Annotated in this window: 10 protein-coding genes; 5 read left to right on the top strand and 5 right to left on the bottom strand. The window is 69.9% G+C overall.

Annotated features, from left to right (window positions below):
• Positions 1-295 precede the first annotated feature (295 nt).
• The 4 genes from GJV82_RS14430 to GJV82_RS14415 all read left to right on the top strand — a co-directional run bounded on the left by GJV82_RS14430 (position 296) and on the right by GJV82_RS14415 (position 4,958).
• The gene (locus GJV82_RS14430) at positions 296-658 is read left to right on the top strand and encodes a hypothetical protein (RefSeq protein WP_155099717.1); all 363 of its coding nucleotides are present in this window, start codon (positions 296-298) and stop codon (positions 656-658) included.
• 141 nt (positions 659-799) lie between these two features.
• Positions 800-2,497: an AIPR family protein gene (locus GJV82_RS14425; protein WP_196217262.1), complete on the top strand. Its 1,698-nt coding sequence runs from the start codon at positions 800-802 to the stop codon at positions 2,495-2,497.
• 60 nt (positions 2,498-2,557) lie between these two features.
• Positions 2,558-4,237, top strand: coding sequence for an N-6 DNA methylase (locus GJV82_RS14420; protein WP_318657676.1), 1,680 nt, complete (start codon positions 2,558-2,560; stop codon positions 4,235-4,237).
• Complete coding sequence (locus tag GJV82_RS14415; protein ID WP_225873368.1) at positions 4,221-4,958, top strand: hypothetical protein; 738 nt, start codon at positions 4,221-4,223, stop codon at positions 4,956-4,958. Before GJV82_RS14420 ends, GJV82_RS14415 begins: the two co-directional genes overlap by 17 nt.
• 941 nt (positions 4,959-5,899) lie before the next feature.
• On the opposite strand, the gene mobF is transcribed toward GJV82_RS14415, so the two are convergent.
• The gene (gene mobF / locus GJV82_RS14410) at positions 5,900-10,741 is read right to left on the bottom strand and encodes a MobF family relaxase (protein WP_155099715.1); all 4,842 of its coding nucleotides are present in this window, start codon (positions 10,739-10,741) and stop codon (positions 5,900-5,902) included.
• 288 nt (positions 10,742-11,029) lie between these two features.
• On the opposite strand from mobF, the gene GJV82_RS14405 reads away from it, so the two are divergent.
• Positions 11,030-11,305 (top strand): hypothetical protein, encoded by a 276-nt coding sequence (locus GJV82_RS14405; RefSeq protein WP_155099714.1) that lies wholly within the window; start codon positions 11,030-11,032, stop codon positions 11,303-11,305.
• 485 nt (positions 11,306-11,790) lie between these two features.
• On the opposite strand, the gene GJV82_RS14400 is transcribed toward GJV82_RS14405, so the two are convergent.
• From GJV82_RS14400 to GJV82_RS14385, 4 genes are all read right to left on the bottom strand, one after another.
• Positions 11,791-12,042 (bottom strand): glutaredoxin family protein, encoded by a 252-nt coding sequence (locus tag GJV82_RS14400; RefSeq protein ID WP_155099713.1) that lies wholly within the window; start codon positions 12,040-12,042, stop codon positions 11,791-11,793.
• Positions 12,043-12,145: 103 nt separating this feature from the next.
• On the bottom strand, positions 12,146-13,012 hold the full coding sequence (locus tag GJV82_RS14395; RefSeq protein ID WP_155099712.1) for a hypothetical protein: 867 nt from the start codon (positions 13,010-13,012) through the stop codon (positions 12,146-12,148).
• Positions 13,013-13,020: 8 nt separating this feature from the next.
• Complete coding sequence (locus GJV82_RS14390; protein ID WP_155099711.1) at positions 13,021-14,001, bottom strand: helix-turn-helix domain-containing protein; 981 nt, start codon at positions 13,999-14,001, stop codon at positions 13,021-13,023.
• 813 nt (positions 14,002-14,814) lie between these two features.
• Positions 14,815-15,570 carry a ParA family protein gene (locus GJV82_RS14385; RefSeq protein ID WP_155099710.1) on the bottom strand — a complete coding sequence of 252 codons (756 nt, stop codon included), beginning with the start codon at positions 15,568-15,570 and terminating at the stop codon, positions 14,815-14,817.
• Positions 15,571-15,686: the final 116 nt, after the last annotated feature.

The following is a 15,686-nucleotide window of genomic DNA, read 5'->3' as shown; positions in this document are numbered from 1 at the left end:
GGAGACCCGGGCGTACCCGTAGGTGTGTGCCATGGCGTGACGGTAGCGAAAACCCCCGGGTCACGTTCTGCGACACCGGGGGTTTTCGGACACTAGTTCTGCCACATGTTCTCTCGGCGTGTCGCGGCGGCGGCCACGGTGTCCGAGAAACGATCGTTTCCCGGACAGTCTGCACGGGCGCCCCTCTGAACTTTCAAGATCAACTCTAGGAAAATTGCGTGGTTGCATTTTTCTTCATGCTCGTGGTAGAGTTGTTCTTGCACCCGTGGTGGTGCCCGACCTAAGGAGTTACGAATTGAGCAAGAACAGCACATGGGATGAAATCAAGGCCGATGTCGACGAGCACGGCGGCGTGGTGACGGTCTCCGCGTGGCGCCTGCGCGATGCGCAGGGAGCGGGCCGTCTGACGGAACGGATCAACGGGCAGATCAGCGAATCGCTGGCTGCGCGTGGGCTGGGGCACGTGCCCTTCAACGTCGAGGACATGCCGACGTACCAGAACGAGCAGGTGCGGATCTACGACCGCACCACGGCTCTTGGGAAGGTCATCGAGTCGGCCCACCTGCCCGGTGACGACCACGACGAGCGCCTGCGTGAGGCGATCAACGACGAAGCCGTTGACATCCTCCGACAGGTCCGCGACCTCGTCGCCGAGTAACGCACGCCAGAGGGCTCCGGCCGCCACGGGCGACCGGAGCCCTCTGGTGTGCGTGCAGGCTCCACCACAACGGATGATCTGGTGTCAGCGACCTACGTAGTCCTACGGGCGGTGGGTGCCTCTCATGGTTCGATGACCCCCATGAGCTTCGACGAGCAGACGAACTATGGCTATCTGTCCCAGGTCGCCAGCCCCGAAGCAAGCGAGGGCCTGACCCGTTCGCGAGCCGTGCTCCTCCTGTGGTTTCTCCGCAACGTAATCGGGATCGACGACCTCGACGCCTACGAACACGTGTGCGATGGCCCGGGAGACCGCGGGATTGACGGTATGTACGTCGAAGAGGACGACTTCACGGGCATCGGGACACTGGTGATCCTGCAGAGCAAGTACCCGCAGACACCGAAGAACGTGGGGCGCACCGACGTCGCTGAGTTCCTCGGGATCGCCAACCAGTGCCGCACCGTCGAAGGGGTCCAGGCGCTGCTCGCAGATCCGGGACTCGAGCCGGAGCTTCGCGCCCTCCTCATCCGCAACAGAGTCGAGGAGCGGCTCGCGGCGGGGACTCTCAAGGTCCGACTGATCTTCGTCACGGCCGGCATCTTGCAGCAGGACGCGCAGGAACTCGTGGCATCCACCAACGTGCGCGAGGGTGCTGGGTTCCTCACGGTCTACGACCTGCGGACGCTTGGTCCCCTTGCGAAGTCCGTGCTCGGCCCGCAGCCGGTTTCGGGTGAAGTCGTGATCACGACCCCGTCCTCCGAGCGGTTCGTGATGCAGATCGACGGTCGAGACCACATCGTGGCGGCGGTGAAGGCAAGCGAGATCGTGGCGTGGCCCGGAATCGACGACCGCAGCCTGTTCGACCTCAACGTCCGCAACCAGCTCCGACCCAACAACGTGAGCAAGGCTCTCCGTCAGGCCCTGGCACGGTCGCAGGACCACCCGAACTTTCTCGCTTTTCACAACGGGCTCACCGTCGTGTGCAACGGCATCACGACTCAGGACGAGTCGATCACGGTGCAGGACATGTCGGTCGTCAACGGTGCGCAGAGCGTGGTCGCACTCCTTGACCAGGCGGCCTACCTCACCGACGAACTGAAGCTCGTGGTCAAGTTCATCGAGATCGGCGAACACCACCAGGTCGCCCGCGAGATCGCTCGACGATCCAACACGCAGAACCCGGTCAACCAGCGGAACCTACGTGCCCTCTCCGGGGTTCAGCTGCGCCTTCTCGCGGAGTTCAAGACAGAGTTCCCCACCTACACCTACGTGACCCGACCACGATACGGCGAGCCGCTCGAGGGCACCGTCATCGAGAACGACCACGCAGCGCAGCTACTGTGTGCGATCTACAACCAGCAACCCTGGTTGGCGGTCAAGGTTCTCGCCCTGTTCCAGGATCACTACACCGCGGTGTTCTCGACCGCGATCACGGCCGCGCACATCGTGCTCGCCGACCTCATCGAACAGCGCGTCAGGGCCGGCTCAAGCCGAGTCCCATCCAACTACCTCGCATCGAAGAAGCTCACCGAACTCGTGATGGTCTACCTGGTCGGTCAGTTGCTTCGCACGGATGACGCGCTTGCGCAGATGCTGAAGGCCCCTGCGACTGCCCTGGAGGATCGTCCAGCGCTCGAAGCCAAGCTGGACGAGCTTGTCGGCCACGCCGCAGGCACCCTACAGATCCGGGCGCAGGAGCACCGGATCGCCGAGACGTACGACGACTTCAAAGTGGACTTCAAGAACCGTGAAGTCCTCACCAAGCTCGGCAAGGAAGCCGCAAAACTGTACGTGTACGCCAAGGCCACACAGGCCACCCCCGCGGGAGGAACACTCTGACGGCGTTAGGTCTCGGTGTCGTCACACCACCGTGACGGGGGCGTACGGCAGAATGACGGCGTGACCCTGGCAGCCGCGTACGAGCCCGACACCGCCGAGCTGCGCAAGGCCCGCGGGGCGTTCTTCACTCCTCCCGCGATCGCGGCGTACGTCACCGAGTGGGCCGTACGCACCGGCGCCGACCACGTCCTCGAACCGTCGTGCGGTGAGGCTGCCTTCCTCTTAGCCGCCGCCGACCGTATCGGCGCGCTGAGCACCGCGGCGGGCACCTCGACCGACGACGCCGCGCTCGACGGCGTCGAGCTGCACGAGGCCTCGGCCGCAGCCGCCCGACGCCTCCTCGCTTCCGCCCCGGCCTCGTCCACGGTCGTCGCCGGCGACTTCTTTACCGTCGAGCCCACTGGCTCGTACGACGCCGTGATCGGGAACCCGCCGTACGTGCGCTACCAGGAGTTCGCGGGCGCCTCACGCGCGCTGTCGCGCGCGGCCGCGCTGCGCGCCGGGGTCTCCCTCACCGGCCTCGCGTCGTCGTGGGCCGCGTTCACCGTCCACGCCGCGCTCTTCCTCAAGAAGGGCGGACGGCTCGGGCTCGTCCTGCCGGCCGAGCTGCTGAGCGTGAACTACGCCGGCGAGGTCCGCCGCTTCCTCATGGAGCGCTTCGCGCGCGTCGACCTGGTCCTGTTCACCGAGCGCGTCTTCCCCGGCGTCCTGGAAGAAGTCGTCCTACTCATGGCCGACGGCTTCGACGAAGGCCCGACTGAGCACGCCTCGGTCTACCAGGCCCGCAACGCAGCCGAGCTCGCGACGCTGTCTGTTGGACGCACGTGGCGCCCGCACCGCCCCGAGGACAAGTGGACGCCCTCGCTGCTATCCGCGGAGGCCCTCGGCGCGTACTCCGACCTCGCGACGAGCGAGGGCTTCACCGTGCTGGAGGACTGGGGCGACACCACCCTCGGCATGGTCACCGGGAACAACCGCTACTTCGCGATGTCACCGGCACGCGTCACCGAGCTCGGCCTCGCAGCATCCGACGTGATCCGCCTGTCCCCGCCCGGGTCCAAGCACCTGCGCGGGCTCGCATTCGCCACCCGCGCACACACCGAGCTCGGCAAGGCCGGCTCCTCGACGTACCTCTTCCGACCTGCGGGGGACCCCTCGCGAGCGGCGCGGGAGTACATCGCGGCCGGGGAGAAGGCGGGCGTGCACACCGCGTACAAGTGCAAGGTCCGCACCCCCTGGTGGCGCGTGCCGCTGCTCGCGCCCGCGGACCTGTTCCTCACGTACATGAACGCCGACACCCCGCGCCTGACGACGAACGAGACGAAGGCGCACCACCTGAACTCGGTGCACGGCGTGTACCTGCGCCCCGAGCACCGCACGACCGGACGTGCACTCCTGCCGCTCGGGTCGGTGAACTCCATGACACTCGTCGGCGCCGAGACCGTCGGGCGCGCGTACGGCGGCGGCATGCTCAAGATCGAGCCTCGCGAGGCCGACCGGCTCCCCGTCCCGAGCCCCGCGCTGCTCGCTGGCGCTGAGACGAAGCTCGCGGCCGTACGGCCGCAGGTTGGGCGTCTCCTGCGTTCAGGAAAGCTTCTCGACGCGGCACGCCTCGTCGACGACGTCCTGCTCGTCGGCGAGCTGGGCATGAGCCGAGGCGACGTGCGCACCCTGCGAGAGGCCCACGCCGACCTCACTGCCCGCCGCGTCGCAAGGGGGTCTCGTGGCACGGATCGATGACCTCCTCGTCAACGCCGTCAAGAGCGCCGGCCCCAAGCCGGACGACGACGCGCCCCAGGGGCAGAAGAACCCCTGGGTCGGACGCCTGAGCAACGCCCTGGCCGTCGCGATCGCCGAAGAGCTGCGCGCCCGCGGCATGGCCGAAGCCCGCCCGGGCGCCCCCGGCGAACTCGGCCTCTCCGGCGCCGAACGCCGCCTCGCTGGCGGCACCGGCGCCAAGAAGGTCGACGTCACGTGGGCGACCGAAGAATCCGGCCTCATCCTCGCGTGCTCGGTCAAGACGATCATGTTCCGCGACAAGGGCAGCGGCGCCTTCCAGAAGAACCTCACCAACCGCCGCGGCGACCTGCTCATGGAAGCCGTCACCCTGCACCGACGCTTCCCCTACGCCGTGCTCGCCGGCTTCCTCTTCCTCGACCACCGCGCCGCGGACGATCACACCCCCCGACGGCGGAGCACGTTCGAGAACGCGTTCCCGCGCCTGCGCCTGTTCACGCGCCGACCCGACCCGACCGGCCGCGAGGAGCAGTTCGAGCGCCTCTACCTGCTCCTCGTCGACAGCAACGCGTTCCAGCCCACCGTCACCTGCTACGAGGTCAACGACCCCACAACCCCGGTAGACCTCGAGGCAGCATTCGACGACGTCGTCGCGCTCACCGCCGAGCGGAACTTCGACCTGTACGAACCCGCCGAGAACGGCAGCATCCGCAAGGCACGTTGACGCCCGAGAAACGGTCGATTGTCAGGCGGGCGGTGGGAACGGTGCCGCGAACGGATGGAGCTTGTCGGTACACCGGTAGTCGGCTCCTTGCTCGCGTTCAGGTGGGATCGGTGCGCCGCCCTCGTTGGTTGGGAGCCACCGGGGCCTCGGCGCCGGGTGGACGCGAACGAGGGTTGCTGTCGTAGAAGTGCAGTGCTGCCAAGTGCAGGGCACGGTGTAGGTTTCCATGCCGCGCATGGAACGCGATGGGCGCCGATAGTGTCCCGGCGAGAACGACCGATCTTGGGGTGACGCTGGTCACACGTGGCAAGTCAGGATCATGCGCGGGTCGTCGTCAGCGACGCGGACGAAGCCGATAGCGACGTAGGCCTTCGCAGTCTCGGTACTGCCAGCCACGACACCTACCGTGTCACCAGGCTTGGCGTGCTGGCGCACGAGCTCGCGGACCTGGAACAGCGTGTAGGGTCCGCGGGCCTCGGGTCGGCATCCGACCGACGAGAGCGACCAGGTCGCGCGCGGCTCGGTTGGTGACCCCTTCGGGGCGCCGGGCCGGTACTTTCTCGAGGTCTTCCATCCCCACCACCCGGGCCCGACCACGAGGGCCAGGAGAGCCAGGCCGGCGGGAGCTAGCCGCGATGGGTCAAGAGCGATGGCGACTAGGAGCGGAGAGCCGACCGCGGCCGCGCGAAGCCCGATGAGCAGATTCGCGCGTCGCTCCTGACGGCGGAGCACGGCTACCACGCGCCCGTCCTGGCTCTGGTGTGCACCGGGAATCACGAGCAACGAAATCGCGTAGAGGCCGACGGTTGCTGCCGCGATCCTCGGCCGCCAGCCTGGCGGGACAAGGTCTCGACCGTCCTTGTCCCACTCACCCGCGAACGAGACCGCGAGCGTCCACGCGGCGCGCGGAAGTCGGTAGAGAGGCAACGGCCGCATGACGATCAGCGCTCGAACCCGCGGCCGCGGCCGTGCTGGTCGCGAGCTTGCTCCTCACGCTGACGGCGCTGGGTCTCCTCGCGCGCGGCCGCCTCGCGTTGGGCGGCCTCACGTCGGGCGCGGGCGTCGGCGAGGATCTGCTGTGCGCGGTCGAGTGTGCGCGACGGCGCGACGGCGAGGGCGGGCTCGTCCTCAGCGCGGGCGACGGTGTCGAGCGCCGCGGCGGCGTGCTGGCGAGCGAGCGCCTGCTCGCCGACGACGTCGGCGCGGCCGAGCGGCTCGCTGCTGGTGATGGCGTAGCGGTCGCGGTAGGCGGCGATGTGGCGCACGGCGGTCTCCCACTGATCGCGGGCGGCGGTCGTCGCGGGCGCGTCGGCGATCGCGCCGGCCCAGGGCGTGCGTCGAGCGGCGACGTCGTCGACGAGCCGGTCGAGTCTGCGGGCGACCATGTCGGCCTGTCGGTTGAGCCACGCGGCGACCTGGGGGTCGATGCTTCGAGCAGGCACCGCGGCAGCGGGGGCTGCCGGTCCCGGCTGGGGCCGACGCTCGAGCCAGGCCTCGGTGACTTCCTCCTCGACGAGCTCGCGGGGGTAGTGGTCCGCGAAGCGGGCCGCGAGGTGCGCGGCGACGCCGGCCAGGGCGGCGGGCTCGAGGTGAGCGGCAGTCGTGTGGGCGGCGTCGCGCATCGCGACCGCCCGCCCTTCGGGATAGGTGAGGTCGTGGCGGTCGATCGTGGCGTCGATGACGGCGGACGTGAGGGACCGGTTCGGGTGCTCGAGCGCGGCACGGAGCTCGTCGCCGCGGTGGTCCTGGACCATCTGGGCGGGGTCGAGTCCTGCGGGCAGGTCGAGCGCGGCTGCGGACGCTGCCTCTGCGGGTGTGAGCATCGTCCAGACCTTCGCGGCGGCCTTCCGGCCTGCGGCGTCCGGGTCGAGAGCGACGACGAGGTCGTGCAGCTCGCGGCCTGCGGCAGCGCGCAGCGCGGCGAGGTGCTCCTCGGTAACTCCGGTGCCGCACGCCGCGACGGGGACGGCGTCGGGCGCTGCGGCGAGGATCGCCGCACGGTCGGCGGCACCCTCGACGAGGACGGGGCGGGCGCCGGCGACGAGGCGGGCTCGCGCCTCGGGGTCGAGACCGAGGAGGAGCTCGCGCTTGCGGTAGGTGACGGTCTCGGGCGTGTTCAGGTACTTAGGCGCGCGCTCGTCGGTGCTCGCCGGGTTGATCCGGGCGCTCACGCCGACGACGTCGCCGTGCTCGTCACGCACGGGGAAGACGACGCGGTCGCGGAACCGGTCGACCAGCGTTCCGCGACGGGTCGTCGTGGCGACGCCTGCGGCGAGCATGTCGTCGTCGGAGTAGCCGGCGGCCGCCAGGTGCTCGACGAGCGCGGTCCAGCCTGCGGGAGCAACGCCGTACTCGGTCGCGGCGAGGCCGCGCGTCGCCATGTACTCGTCCGCCCACGGGGTTCGGCTCCGCTGGTCCTGCCACCAGGTCCAGGCCGCGGCCTGGACCTCGAGGGCACGCGCGCGCTCGGCGTCGACGGGCGCCTCCTGCGCACCGACGTCGGGAAGGACCACGTCCGGTGCGGGGGTGATCCAGGCGGGCAGTCCGCGACGGTCGAGGTCGTGCAGCGTGGGCACGCCCACGCGGTGGTGGAGCACCTGTGCAAGCGACTTCGCTCCGGCGAGCGTGCGCTCTTCCGCCGCCCCCCGGAGCACCTCGACGGGGTCGGCGCCGGCCGCCTCGTGGAGCGCGACGCGCGCCGCAAGAGCGGGCCAGGCGGGGTCCGCGAGCAGCTCGTCGGCACGCTCCGGCAGCGCGGCACGGGCGGCCGCGGAGAGTCGCTCGTCGCGGTCAGGGTCGAGCAGTCGCTCGTAGGCGTCCTCGTACGCGGGCACGAGGCGCGCGAGTGACTCGGCGGCGTCGTACTCGTGCTCGACGGTCTCGGTCGCCGAGAGCTCGGCGCCGCTGCGGGCGACGACGCTCTCGAGCGCGGCGGCCGCGGCGCGCTCGGGCGCCGGCTGCTCGTGGGCGTCGACCTCGAGCAGTTCCTCGGCCACGACGTACAGCCGGTTGGAGCGGCGGCCTCGGGTGACGGCGGTGTACATCTGCTCGCGGGTCATTCCTGCGCCGACGAGGGTGTGCGATGTGTCGACGGTCATGCCCTGCACGCGGTGGATCGTCGCGGCGTAGCCGAGCTCGACGTGCTCGCGGACGTAGTCCGCTGGCAGCGTGGTTCGAGCGCCGGTCGTGGTGTGCTGCACGCGCAGGTGGCCACGGCGCGAGCGACCCGTAACGTGCCACAGGTCGCCGTTCTTGACGTAGTCGGTCGGTCCGGCCTTGAGGCGGCGGTCGTTGCTTCGGGTCACGACGACGTCGCCGGCGCCCGCGCGGGTGCCGTCGTGGAGCTCGACGCCGTCGCGTTCGACCTCGCCGGCGGCCACGCGATCGAGGCGTGCGCGGCTGGCGAGGGTGACGACGTCGGTGTTCGTCGCGGCGACCATGACGGAGGTGAGGCCTGCCTCGTTGTCGGCCCACCATGCGGTGTAGAGGTCATCGGTCATGTCCTGCTGGCTGCCGCCAGCCACCCGCCGGTTGTCGACGTAGAAACCGACGGCGCCAACGTCGCCGTCGCGCAGGCGCAGGCTCGCTGCGGCCTCGGCGGCGTCGGTGAACCGGTGGACCTCTTCGAGGTGCGCGGCGCCGGCACGCTCGTCGAGCAGGCGCAGCGCGCCGCCAGCACCGACCGCGGAGAGCTGGGCGGGGTCGCCGAGGAGCCGCACCGAGGCGCCGCGGCGGACCGCGAGCTCGAGCACCGCGGCGAGCTCCGTCGTGCCTGCCATGCCGGCCTCGTCGACGAGGAGCACGGTCCGCTCGTCCACGACAAGGTCCGCGGGCGTGGGCCGGTCGTCGCGGTGGGCGTCGAGGAGCTTGTGCAGGGTGTCCGCGGCCGTGCCGATTTCACCGCCGAGCACCGCGGCCGCGGCCGCCGACGGGGCGAGCGCGAGCACGCGGCCACCGGCAGTCTCCACGGCGTGCGTAAACGCCTTCATCGCGGTCGTCTTACCTGCACCCGCGGGACCGATCCCGGCCTCGATCCGGTGGCCGCCGACGGCGAAGCGGCGCGCGAGTTCTCGCTGTCCGGCGTTCAGCCGGCGCCCGGTCGATTCCTCAATCTCCGACGTCGCGCGCTCGAACGTCCCCTCGTCCACGCGCAGGCCGCCGTCGCTCTGCGCCGCGGCCACGAGCGCGTCCTCGGCCTCGAGAACAGCCAGGCTGGTGAAGCGCTCGGAGCCGTGCACGGTGTAGACCGACTCACCGTCGGCGCGCCGGAGCACCTCCGGCGTCTCGTTGAGCTCGGGTGGCGTGAGCGCAATCGAAAGCGAAGTCGCCCGCGCGACGACGTCCCGCACGAGCGACCTAACATCCTGGCCGCGCGCCACATTCTCGCGCGCGACGCGCAGCGCCTCCGCTTCAAGGTGGAACCGGCCCCACGTGGCCCGCTTCGTCGTGAGGTTCTGAACGACTTCCTGCGCGAGTTCGTCGACCTCTACGACGCGCGCCTCGCCGACGTCCCGGTTGAGCGCGGATCGCACCATTCGGGACACCTCAGACGGGCTCCCAAGAATGCGAGCAGCCACGGTCTGCCACTCAGCAATCCGAGCGCCGAGCGAGAGGACCGCGCCCTTCTCTCCGCGGGTCTCAAGCGTGGCCTGCTGCGCGAGGCGGAATTGCATTCCGCGAGGCGCCTCGTGACCGTGCTTGGCGCGGTACTCGCCGAGCAGTCGCTCGTACTCGTCCTCGATGCTCGCGCGGCGACGCGAGAAGGCCTCTCGCACGCCGCGGTCGATGCCGGCGACCTCGCGGACGCCCTGCCGTCCCGCGCGCCGGGCCTCCTCGACGAACTCGACTCCGAGCCGCTCGCGCAGCTCCGCCTCAACGTTCGTGTTGTAGCGCTCGGACGCCGCGACGCCCAAGGCGTGCAGTACGCGCCCGTCGAGCGCCCGCCACTTCCCGTCGACCCCGAGCACCTTGTTGGAGACAGCAACGTGCGTGTGGAGGTTGGGGTCACCGGTGCGTGAGTCGAGGTGATCGAACGCCGTGGCGATCAGGCCGTGCGTGTCGATCTGGGCGACTCCGGCGCGCCCAGCGCGGGTGAACGCTCCTTCGCTCTGGACCCACTCGAGAGCCTCCGTCCATGCCGCTCGGTGCGCCTCCGCGACCTGCTCTCGCACCTGTGCGTCGCCGAGGGCCCAGAGGGTCGAAACGGACTTCACGGGGGTGAAGACCAAGTCGTAGCCGGCGACCGGCTGACGGGCAGCCTGGCCGCGTGTGGCGAGGAAGCGCGCCCGGTCGGCGTCACTCGGTGCCTCTCCCCCACGCTGCTCGGTCAGCACCTCTCCGGCGACCGTCCAACGGATGAGGTCACGCTCGATCCCGACCTCGGGGTTGCGGTCATGGGTAGCCCGGAAGGTCGCGAAGGCCTCCGCGACGCGGGCGTTGAAGGTGTCGTCCTCACGCTCGAAGCGGGGGAACCGACGTCCGAGCCGGACCTCCGCAACGGCCTGCTCTTCGGTCTTTCCCGCGGCGATCGCGGCGGCCGTCAGGCGGTCCGCCTCCGGGTGCAGACCTTCCCCGAACAGTGCGCGCATCTGGTCCTCGCGCACGGTTCCGACGACGCCCAGCGCGTCCAGACCACGCCCCACCCACTGCCCGGGAGGGTTGCCATGCTGCATGTAGTAGTCGCTCAGTGACTTCCCCTGCTCGCGGCTCACGTCGTGCGTGGCGACCTGGCGAGTGAGGTAGCTGTATCCGTCTCCGGCGTGCAGGACGTGCACGGTCATCATCGCCGCGTCACCTCGTCCCGGGCCCCCAGACGGATCGTCACGGGACCAGTGTCGCTCGGCCTCACACTGAAGTGCAAGAGGTGTGTCCGATTCGACTGGGCTGCATGCGAGGTGGGTGGGCGGGTAGCATGTGCCGAAGACGAACGGTCGAACAGTGGGGGTTCTGGAATGGCGAGGACGTCGAGCAGGGTTCAAGCACGCGAGCGAGCACGCGCGGCAAGACTGCGGCTAGACCGGGAGCGGGCGGCCCGAGATCGCGCCGTGGAGGAAGCCGCGGAAGAGTTCTTCGTGGCAGACGACAAGCGCACCGCGCTTCTCTCGCAGCTCGACGCGATCGACGCCGAGCGCTCGCGTGCCGTCACCCGGCTCGTGAGCCTCGGCGAGAGCGCATCTCGGGTGTCCGAACTTCTCGAGGTCGAGCCGCGCGAGGTCCGCCGACTGCGCGCCCTTTCCGACAGCGACGACGCTCCCCCTCTCCCCACGTCCGCACCGAGCGGCGAGAGCTTCGGCGAGGGGTCACAGGGTGACGGTGTTAGGCACGACCTCGCGGGCGTCGAGGGGTGACATGCCCTCCCTCGTCGACGTCCACCTCGCCGCCGCCGCGACGACGCCGAGCGTCGTAGGTCGGTATCGGAGCTTCGTCCGCACTGCTGGCTCGGCGGAGTGCTGGCTGTGGCTAGGGGCAATCTCCGGCCGGGGGCACGGTCGCTTCTGGCTGGGCGAGGGACGCGTTGTCATCGCCCACCGGTTCGCGTTCGCACTCGCACACGTGAGGGCTGGGTCGCTCGAGCTTCCCCCTGTGGTCGCGCACCGATGCGACAACCCGCTATGCCACAACCCGTCGCACCTCCGCGCGTCGTCCGCGGCGCTCAACCGCGCCGAATGGGTCGCGCGCCGCGAGACGATCGGTGGTCCGCTCCGGGATCGTCGAGGCGCGGCGGGTCGGGCGCGAGCGGTGCGTGACGCGGCGAAGGCCGGCGCGAGCGTCGTGGATGCGACGTCGGCCGGCCTTCGGGACGTTGACCGCGACCAGGGGACCTTGTGGTGAGCTACGCCGCGACGTCGCGCACGACCGCGGCCAGGCGATCAGGTCGAAAGCCCGACCAATGCTCCTCCCCCGCCACGACGACCGGGACCTGCAAGTACCCGAGCTCGTCGCGGATGAAAGCAAGTGCAGCGGCGTCGCGAGTGACGTCGACGGTAACGTACTCAATGCCCTTCTTATCGAGCGCACGGTATGTTGCGTCACACTGCACGCACGAGGGCTTGCTGTAAACCTGAACCGTCGCCTTCCCAGCCATTTTGGCCGCCCCCTTCAAGTCGTCATCAGGAATAGTTTTATTGTAGAACCGACCGTACCTAAACGCAATGCGCAATGCGCGTTTATGAACTTGTAATTTGCGCCTATTCCTGCGACTGCTTGACTCCGGCAGGGACGCATACACGGCCGGCAACGACGGCCAGGTTTGCAGCAGCCTCGCGCGGCAGCGGTGCCGGCAAGTCGAGAATCCCTTGGATGATGTGGCGGTATGGGATTACCGGAATCGCATTGATGAGTCGTGGGTGGCTGGGAATGTCTGCGCCGGACTGCGCGGAGGGAACCGCAATCACGGGGTACGTAGGTCCGGTGAAGACCATGTCCTGCGCAGCTGCTCCGATCGCGTCGTTGACCGTCGTCGCCTCCCACCATCGCGTCTGCACCCAGGTGCCCAGCGGCCGTCCCTCGAGAAAGACCTCGTCGTGCGCCGTCTTCCATGGCCCGGCGGCGGGCGCCGGCGTGACGATCACGACGCCCGCGGGGCCGACGAGGACGAACGGAACGCGAGCCTCTCCCCCGGGCACGAGCCGGTCCGCGAGCACGGTCCAGCCGTAGGCCGTGAGCTGCTCGAGCTGCGTGGCGAGACGCGTCTCGTGGTGGATCGTGCGGTCGAGGAACTCCTCGGCGGGCGTCCCGCCGTACCGGCGCATCAGGAGCAGCACGGCTGCGGACGCGGCCGCCGCCGCGCCCGCTCCCCAGACCATGACGCCTCCCGGGCTCTGGCGCCCGACAGCGACAGAGGTGAGCACTGCCAGTGCAAGAGCAACTAGGACCAGCAGAGTTGCACCGATCGCTCGCGGGTCGCGATGGAAGCGGAGGCGGTGCGAGCGGCGGGCCGCACGCAGCATCGGTCGAGCAGCCTTGAGCGACCCGGCGGGGCCGAGGTCCACGCGTTCGCGCCGCGGCACGCTCGGCACCTCTGGGTAGTACCACGCCCCGCCGGGATCACTCATGGTCCGAGTCAGTCCTCTCGTGCCGCCGCGACAAGCGGGGTCTGGGTCGTGGTCGGCTCATCCTCGCGCACGCGCGCCGCACGCGCCGAGACCGACGCGAGGTGACGGTTCAGGGTCCGGGTCACCGTCGACTTGGAGGTGCCCACGCGATCCGCGATCTCCTGGTGCGAGATTCGACGCCCGGCAGGCTCACCCTCAGTGGCCCAAAGCCGGATCACTTCGGCGGTGCGCTCGTCCGGCGTGGTCCAGGCCGAGCGGGCGTGGTTCGCGTGGTCCGGTTCGGCTGGGCCGTCTGGGTCGGCTTCGCTGCTGTGGTCCGGTCCGGAATCGCGGGTGACGAAGTGCGACGTAGACCCGCTGTGCGGGGCGACCTCGCCCGGGTCGGCTTCCTGCCAGTGCGCGAGCGTGTGGGGTTCGGTCGTCGCGGCACCTTGGTTCGTGGGGCCGACGGCGCGGCCCGCGCCCTCCTCCCCCTTGCCGAGCTGGTGCAGCAGGGCGGAGGCCAGACCGAGGACCGCGACGGGGATGCATGCGACCACGACGACGACCTGCCAGGGCGCCTCGTCGACGCCGGCAGCGGCGAGCAGGTGGTAGGCGATCTGGCCGCCGGCGCCCACGATGAGCGAGAGGATCGCAGACCACCGGGCGAAGTTGCGTGCCCCCTCGGGAATCGGGCGAGACGTCAGCCAGGCGCCGAGCGCGAATGCCGCGTAGACCTCCATTCCGAGCGGCAGTGTGATGGAGAGGTCGACCTCGAGGTCTGCGATCCCGGGGAGCAGGTTCACTGGCCCGAACCCGGACATGCGCCCGAGCTCGACCCAGCCTCCCCAGATCGCGACGAAGGCTGATCCGGCCAGCAGCGCGACCGGCCAGCGCGGGTACCGGACCGTAGGGCCGTCCTGCGCCGCTGCTCCGGCCGTGGTGCGCTTCCTGAATCGAGCGAGCGTCCGGGCGATCCGCGCCCGACCCGAAGTGGGGTCGTGGTCCATGAGTGGTCCCCTTCTGAGGCGGTGGTAACCGGTATACGTGCTGACCTATTCATTCTAGCCGACCTAGTGAACCTATGTCTTGAGTCGGGCGGTGCGTCCTCGGACTCGTTGGTCGACGTGACGCAAGGACGGCCCGGACCGAGCGAAGCGCTCGGTCCGGGCCGTGAGTCGTGAGCCGCGTCTAGCGAGTGGGGCGGGTCGGGAGCCGGGCCGGTGGAGGCGGCAGTGGACCACCGATGCGGCGCTCTGCGTCACGGATGGCGCGGCGTGCCGCCTCCGTGACGAACTGCGAGAGCGAGTGCACGCGTCCGGCGCGACGGTCGGCGGACACCGCCGACTCTGCGTCGGTGATGGTCGACTCGAAGAGCGGGACGTTCCGCTGCACTCCGACTCCGGAGCGGTCCTCCTCCCCCAGCGTCTCGGCGATCGCCGCGCGCTCGGCTGGCGTCCGGGCCGAGTGCGCCCGGATCGCTCGCTCGAGCCACCGGGCGAACCCGACCGGCGGGTCATCGAGCTGGTCTAGGTCCACGACGTAAGCGCTCCGCGCCTGGTCGAACGTTGCCTTCTGCCAGTACGTGCCGAGGCGACGCTGCCCTGCTGGTGGTGCCTTCGTCGCGCTCCTGTCGGTTCTCGAGCTCGACACCGGCGGCGCAGCTCGCACGGGCGCCGGCTTGGCCTCAGCGGGCGCCGCTGGGGCCGGAGCGTTGCGCGTCGTCGTGCGCGTCTCGGGCTGCGGGTCGCTCCTCGGCTCGTCGATCACGCCGAGGATCGCGTCCTCGTCACGGTCGCCGAGACGTCGACGCTTCGGCGGGGTCACGACGCGCCTCCGAGGATCGTCCTTGTGACCGCCGCATAGTCCGCCGCGACCTTCGACGTGGGCGCGTACTCAGTCACGGGCATCTTCGCCGTGTACGCGTCCTTCACCGCAACCGCCTCGCTCACCGGCGACGTGACCTTTCCCGGGTAGCGCTTCTCGAGCTGCTCGACGACTTCCCTATCGAGGAGGCGCCGGCTGTCGTGCATCGTCGGCACGAGCCAGTCGATCTGCAGGCCGGGGCGCACTCGGCGCCCGATGCGCCCCTCGATCACTCGCTCGAGGCGGTGGATCTGGTCGTACGCCTCAACTGCGGACTCGACGGGCACAACGACGACGTCCGCGGCCGCGAGACCGGCTTCTGTGAGTCCGCCGACGGACGGCGGGGTGTCCACGACCACGTCGTCCCACTTCCCCATCCCCGGCAGGTAGTCGCGCAAGCTCGTTACGAGGTCGGCCGGCGGGGCCTGCTCGACGTCGATGAGGTCATGCGTGCCCGCGAGGACGTCGACGCCGGCGTAGGCGGACGGTACGGCCGCGTCCTCCGGTGCTGCGTCACCTCGCAGGACGTCGGCGGCGACGTACTCGACCTCGGTCTCGCGGCCGACGCCGAGTCGCGTCGTGAAATTGCCCTGCTGGTCAAGGTCGATGGCGAGCACGCGGCGGCCGCGCCTGCCCAGCTCGCGCGCGAGCTCGGCGGCGGTGGTGCTCTTCCCCACCCCGCCCTTTGGTAGCGCCACGGTGTACGTCGTCATGCGTCCGTCCTGCTCTCGATGTGGTCAACGTGGTCAACCTCAGCGTAGGCCGGGGTTCGCCCAGGTCCACGCATATTCGTTCTATGGCACCTGGTTTTGGTGGTCAGCCTCGCTCA

The organism is Cellulosimicrobium composti (genome assembly GCF_009711085.1).
Taxonomy (GTDB): Bacteria; Actinomycetota; Actinomycetes; order Actinomycetales; family Cellulomonadaceae; genus Cellulosimicrobium; species Cellulosimicrobium composti.
This window is presented reverse-complemented; position numbering and strand designations above follow the sequence as displayed.

Coding starts and splice junctions, on each gene's coding strand:
- GJV82_RS14385 (WP_155099710.1), bottom strand. CDS start 15,570: ATGACGACGTACACCGTGGCGCTACCAAAGGGCGGGGTGGGGAAGAGC.
- GJV82_RS14390 (WP_155099711.1), bottom strand. CDS start 14,001: ATGGACCACGACCCCACTTCGGGTCGGGCGCGGATCGCCCGGACGCTC.
- GJV82_RS14425 (WP_196217262.1), top strand. CDS start 800: ATGAGCTTCGACGAGCAGACGAACTATGGCTATCTGTCCCAGGTCGCC.
- GJV82_RS14400 (WP_155099713.1), bottom strand. CDS start 12,042: ATGGCTGGGAAGGCGACGGTTCAGGTTTACAGCAAGCCCTCGTGCGTG.
- GJV82_RS14395 (WP_155099712.1), bottom strand. CDS start 13,012: ATGAGTGATCCCGGCGGGGCGTGGTACTACCCAGAGGTGCCGAGCGTG.
- mobF (WP_155099715.1), bottom strand. CDS start 10,741: ATGATGACCGTGCACGTCCTGCACGCCGGAGACGGATACAGCTACCTC.